Source organism: Bacteroidales bacterium (genome assembly GCA_013314715.1).
GTDB lineage: Bacteria > Bacteroidota > Bacteroidia > Bacteroidales > GWA2-32-17 > Ch61.
In genome coordinates this window covers 1-2,917 of the sequence record JABUFC010000096.1, presented here as the reverse complement: position 1 = coordinate 2,917, position 2,917 = coordinate 1, and the positions used below count along the sequence as shown (strand labels likewise).

At 35.0% G+C, this 2,917-nt stretch carries 2 protein-coding genes; both read right to left on the bottom strand.

All coding sequences use genetic code 11. The annotated features are described in order from the left end of the window. Positions 1–1,235, bottom strand: a 1,235-nt coding sequence (locus tag HPY79_12465) for a hypothetical protein (GenBank protein NSW46614.1), incomplete at its 3' end; no start/stop codon positions are given. A gap of 101 nt (positions 1,236–1,336) precedes the next feature. Then, the gene (locus HPY79_12460; protein ID NSW46613.1) at positions 1,337–2,770 is read right to left on the bottom strand and encodes a tail fiber domain-containing protein; all 1,434 of its coding nucleotides are present in this window, start codon (positions 2,768–2,770) and stop codon (positions 1,337–1,339) included. Positions 2,771–2,917: the final 147 nt, after the last annotated feature.

Genomic DNA, 2,917 nt, shown 5'->3' with positions numbered 1-2,917 from the left:
GTTACAGTATAAGTTGTTGTAGTTGTTGGTGAAACCGTTTTGGGATTGCCAGTACCTAAACCACCACTCCAGCTATATGATGATGCTCCGCTTGCTGTTAAGGTCGAACTTGAACCAGAACAAATAGTAGCAGGTGAAGCAGAAACGCTTACTGTTGGTAAAGCGTTAACCGTTACATTCATACTTGCAGTTGCACTACAATTTAATTCATCTGTAATGGTAACATAATATGTACCCGAAGCTGCCGTAGTAGCATTCGATATAGAAGGATTTTGCAAGGTACTTGTAAAGCCATTAGGTCCACTCCAGTTATAAGATAATGTACCATAGCCATTAGATGCAGAAGATGTTAGATTTAATGTTGCATTTTGACATATTGGGCTATTACTACCAGTACTAGCTGTTATAGTACAAGGAGCTTTAGCAAGAGTTACTTTTATATAAGATAAGCTATTGGCAGCAGTATTACCAGCTGCTTGATTAGTAGAAGTATTTAATGTTGTACTGCGAAGTTGCCAATAATTAGAAGCATTATATAATTGCATAATTTTTAAATCCGATTCGGGAGTAATACCATGAAGTTCTGCATCAAAGTATGAAAACGGATTTATCGTTAAAGTAGCATAAGTTGTGGGTTGCAATTCAAAATACCTGAAAATACTAGTGGTTAAATTAGCACCACTTTGATTATTATGGCCACGATAAATAATCGTATTACCCATGTTCGTTGAAGGAGTAAAATTTAATCCTAAACCTGCAACGTTTCCACTTGGGTTAGTACGTGTAGCTTTTAATCGCCCTGTTCCCCCACCTTCTGCCCAAGAAGCATCGGTTGCTCGTACACGGCATGTTTCTGTTTCGCCGGTTAATGTACCCGTTGTAGATAAGTCAACCTCATTGTTTTTTAAATCGAGGTATCCGTTTTGCATAGTAAGTGTTCCTAAGACTTGAATATTGCGGTTTACAATCACACCATGAGTGCCTGTGTTATTAATTCGTAAATTAGCAAAAGCGGTAGAGCTGGTACCATCAATTGCTTGATCGCTCGTGCCAACAAAACGCACCTCACTACCTGTTTGAAGATATGCAGTTCCGTTGTTTTGCCATTTAGTATCACCAGCTACTACAATGTAATTAGCTGTTTGAACTAACTGGCCGGTATTTACCATAGCCGACTGATTATAGGCTTTTACTCCCCAAAAGCCTATTAATACAAGTATTAAAATTTTCTTCATGACTATAAATTTTTACAAATATAATAAAATTTATGTTTGCTACAAATATGCTTTTAAATATATCATTTATAAATTCTTTTTTATTATATAAACAAACTTAATTATTCAATATTCAATTTCTTTTTCATTTCCTTATTTTCTTTTTCGAGTTGTTCGATTTTGCTGTTTAATTCCTGAACTGCTTTAATTAAAACTGGCGTCAATTTACTATAATCAATAGATTTAAAACCTTCGTCGTTGGTATTGACTATTTCAGGATAAACTTCTTCGACCTCTTGTGCTATAAGTCCAATATGGCGTCTCCGATCAAAATGTTTATCAGAAAATTCATCGGCTTTCCAATTAAATTTTACGGGTTTAAGTTTTAAAATATTACTTAATGCATTAGTAATAGGTTCTATATCTTTTTTTAATCTTTTATCTGAATACCATAAATTATATAGATAACCACCTAACGAAGCAACATATACATCATAACAATATAAATAATTCCACATGTGATTTGGACTAGACCCCAAATCTCTTGACATATTTACATCGGGCACCACATGGCCACCCATCACATAAGTTTCGGTGCCGATAACATCAAAATAAACAACACCTTGGGGATTACTTACATTTCCTAAATTATTACCAAAGAATATTTGAAAGGGTGGAGTGGTAGAATTATTTAAGCGAATAAACTCGGCATTGTTGCTACCAAGTATTTCGATTCTGGCATTGGGTAAAGTTGTTCCAATACCTAAATTTCCGGCATCGGTAAGCCTCATTTTCTCAATAGGTAAATTTGTACCACTTTGAGTAGTGATAAATGATATAAAGGCACCTTTATTGGTTCCTGAAAAATTTTCTGAAGCTCTAAAATCTATAGCTGCTCCTCCATAAGCATCAATATTTCCACCATAACCACTATAACCATCTATCATATCTCTACCTGTTAATGAGAGAAGGGGATCATTTGACTGTGGATATGCTGGTGAAGCTATGGTTCCCCTTCCTCTTAAACCAACAAAAGCTGGATGTTCGCTGATAGATGCGACACGAATATCATGATTAGCCCAAGAGTTGCTTGTACTTCTTACTAAACCATTATTAGCATAAACTGAACCTACCACTTCTAATTTAGCAGACGGTGAAGCAGTGCCTATCCCTACATTAGTTCCGTTGTCAAAAATTTGGCTGCACGTAGCATCCATTCCATTCGATTTTAAAATATAATTAGCAATGTTACATGTTCCATTACCTGCAATACGAACCCACTGACTGCCATTCCAATAATAATAACCAGGCGTTACATCATTTTGAGTTGCTGTGTTATAAACCAGTAAGCTAGTAGCAGGACTTGTAATGGGCGATGCGGTTGTTGTTTGTGTTAAAGCCACACGCGGTATCAATACCCCTTTGTTTGTAAAATCAACGTCCAAGCCTGCGCTTGCATTTGGGTTTGCACCACTGGTATTTATTGCTACCTGAGCAATAGATGGCATATAAATCATTGCCATTAGAACAAATGTAATTAAAAACTGTTTTTTCATATGTAATTATTTTTTAATTTGAGACCTTTGCAAAATTATATTATTTTTTTGATATATCAAAAATATTTGCCTAAAATTGAATTTTTAAGGTAATGATTCAAATTGCAGGACGATTTTATTCAAAAAAACATCTTTTTTAAAGCCAAA